Annotated in this window: 1 pseudogene; it reads right to left on the bottom strand. The window is 74.2% G+C overall.

The features are described from left to right. Nucleotides 1-3,118, bottom strand: a pseudogene (locus DQW06_RS20280) (hypothetical protein); the annotation flags it as partial.

A 3,118-nucleotide genomic window follows, 5' to 3' on the forward strand; every position in this document is an offset into this window, starting at 1 on the left:
GTCCCGGGCGTCCTGGGCGGCCGGGTCGCCGCCGGTGGTCCGGTTCTGACCGGACAGACCGTCCACCGCGGTGCTGAGCGCCCGGTACCGCTCGGGGGTCGCGTCGAGCGCGTCCACGAGGTCGGCGACGGCGTCCTCCTGCTCGCCCGCGGCCTCCCGGGCGCTGGTCGCCGAGGTGTCCGCGTCCGCCGCCTCGGAGACGGTCGTCCGGACCCGTTCGATGAAGGCGTCGCGGTCGGGTTCGGGCATCCTCGCGCGGGCGTCGTCGCGGGCGGTGGTGAAGGCGTCGCGGGTGGTGGTGGCGTCGGTGTGCGCCGTGTCCGCCGCCGTGCGCGCGTCGCGTGCCCGCCGTTCGGCCCCCGGTGAGGGGGCGCCGTCGGTCCCGGACGCGGGCGCGCCTCCTTCCGTCCCGGCGGCGGGTGCTCCGCCCTCAGAGCCGGTGAGGACGCGGGTGCCCTGCCGGATGTCGGCCCTGCCGTGGTCCAGGGAGGTGGAGAGGCCGTTCGCGGCGTCGCGTGCGTCACGGGCCTCCCGGATCGCCGTGTCCGCGGTGTCGGAGGCCTGCTGGACCCGCGCGTCCACGGTGTCCGTGTTCTGCTCCTGTCCGTCCCGGAGGCCGCTGGAGCCGCCGGGGTCCCGGACGGGGGTGTCGGGCTCCGGCGCACGCAGGTTCAGCTCCGACATGAAGCGGTCGACCAGTGTCTGGCTTGCCCCCGAGGGCGCGGGCGACGGGTCCGGCGGGGTCACGGTGACGGTCGGCTGGGACTCTCTCGCGGCCGTGGTGGTGCCATCGGTGTTGCCGGTGGTCGTCGTGGTTCCGGAGGTGACGCCCCTGTCGCCGGTGGTACCGGTGTTCCCCGTCCTGTTGCCGGTGCTCCCCTCGGTCCCCGTGGTCGTGTTCCCGGTGACCGGTGTGCGGGTGGCCGTCCCGTCGCCGCTGACCGCGTGCACGGGGGGAGCGGTGCCGCCGTCCGGCCCCTGACCGGCCTCCCCCAGCGTGGTGCGCGTGGTGTTCACGGTCTCGACCAGGGCGTCGATCTGGCGGTCGAAGTCGCGCAGCGCCTCCTTGTACTTGTCCTCCTGCTCCTTGTACGCGCTCTCGGCGCTCTCGTCGCCCGGCTCGGCGGCGAACCTCTCGGCCAGGCCCTCCAGCGGTGCCCGGGTGTCGGCGTACGCGGCCTCCGCCTTGCCGAACTCCTCCCGCGCCTGGTTGAGCCGGTCCATGGCGGGGGCCATGCCCTTCGCCTGGTCCGGCGTGAGGAAGCCCATCGCGATGGCGTCGGCCTCCGAGAACCAGCCGGCCATCCTGACCGTGACGTCGTCCACGCCCCAGCGGGTGGGCCGGGAGTAGAACGGGGTCGGCGCCAGGCTCGGGTCGTTCTGGTGGAAGGCGGCGGGCGCCTTGAGCTTGCTGCCCGCGGCGAACGCCCAGGTGGCGTCGTACTCCACCAGGTAGACGGGTCCCTGGCGGAGCTTGTCGGACTCCTGGTAGCCCTTGACCGCCTGGTTGGAACCCCTCTCGGAACCGTGGGACGAGCTGGTGTTCACGGCCGCCGAACCGGTGTGGATGCCCTCGTGGCCGTCGTAGGGGACGCCGCCGGTGGTCAGCCCGGACGGGCGGAACTCCCCGCCGCGGCCCTGGCTCCCGCCGTGGGAGTCGCCGGCGCTGTTCGTCCTGGGCTGGACGCGGGAGTCGCTGAGCTGGCTGCCCGGCAGAGCGTCCAGGATCTTCGCCCCGCGGTTGCTCGGCACGACCTTGGCGCCCCACTCCGTGCGGCTGATGTCGGTGAACTGCACCCCCTCGGAGTTGCGCGAGGCCGACGGGTACACCGCCTTGAGGGCCTTGTCGCTGAGGCTGTGGTCGATCTCGTTGTACACCGGGTCCTGGCCGTAGGCGTCGGCGAGGTAGGCGCGCGCCGCGTCCGCCGCGGCCCGGGTGGGCTGCCCCCCCTCGGGGGTGCCGGGGGGCGGCTGCCAGCCCAGGGACTGCGCGATGACGACGTTGGCCTTGTCGCGCAGCGCCTGTCCGCCGTCCTGCACCATGGCCGGTTTGGTGATGGCGCTGTCGTTGCCGGGCCGGGGACCGGCGTCGTTCGTCCAGGCGCGCAGGGCCTCGGACACGGACGCGTGGACGGGGGCGGCGGGCCGCCGCGTCGTGCCGCCGTCCTCCGCGGTGGCGGGGGCTCGGTCGTTTCCGGTCGTGTCGGTTCCCGTCCGGTCGCCGGTGGCGTCCTCGCCCTCCGGGGCCGGAGCGGTGTTCCGATCGGCGGGAGCGGTCCGCGTGGAGCCGGTGCCTTCCGTGGACGTGGTGACGGCGGGGGGAGGCGCCGACAGGTCGGCGCCGGTGCTCCGCGCGCCGTCCCCCGTGGTGGTCGCGGTGGTGGTCGTCGCCGGGGGGTCGAAGGTCATGTACGCGAACGGGTACAGCGTCTCGACCCGCCCGCTGTCGGCGGTGCCCGTGTACGTCGAACGCGGCGGGTTGCCGTTCTCCCCGCCCTTGGGCTCGCCGAGTTCGAGGGTGAGGGTCAGCCTCGTGTCCGCGCCGACCTTGGCGTACGGGGTGTTCAGGTGCAGCTCGGTGGTGCGGGCGTCGTCCTGTGACTGCCCGGAGGAGCGCCCGTCGTTGCCGGAGGAGGAGACCGCCCCGGCGGGGGCGCCGAACAGCGGGCGGTGCTCCGGCTGATCCTCCGAGCCCTGGTCGTCCTGGGCGTAGGGGAGGGGTTGCAGCAGCACGCCGTCCGCGCCCACCGTCGTCCCGGTCCCCCTGCTCCGGGAGTCCGCGTCGGTCGCCTTCCACGTGTGCGACTCGATGTAGTAGCCGGACTGGCCGACGTACGAGACCTCGGTGCGGCTCGGGTCCCTGGTCAGGTTCACGTAGACCTTCGCCGGGGTGGCCGAGCGCATGGCGTGCGGACGCGAGTCCGAGGTGGGCTCCGGCCCCAGCGCGCGGACCTTGACCGGCACCGGCACGGTGGAGTCCGGATTCTGGCCCAGGTGCGTGGTCAGTTTCTGGAGCAGGAGCTCCCGGCCGCCGCTCGTCAGCTCCAGTCCGTTCGAGGCGAGGTCGTTCACCAGCTCCTGGATGGCGGCCTCGGGGTCGGCGGGCTGGATCTGCCTG

It is taken from the genome of Nocardiopsis sp. TNDT3 (genome assembly GCF_003427465.1).
GTDB classification, from domain to species: domain Bacteria; phylum Actinomycetota; class Actinomycetes; order Streptosporangiales; family Streptosporangiaceae; genus Nocardiopsis; species Nocardiopsis dassonvillei.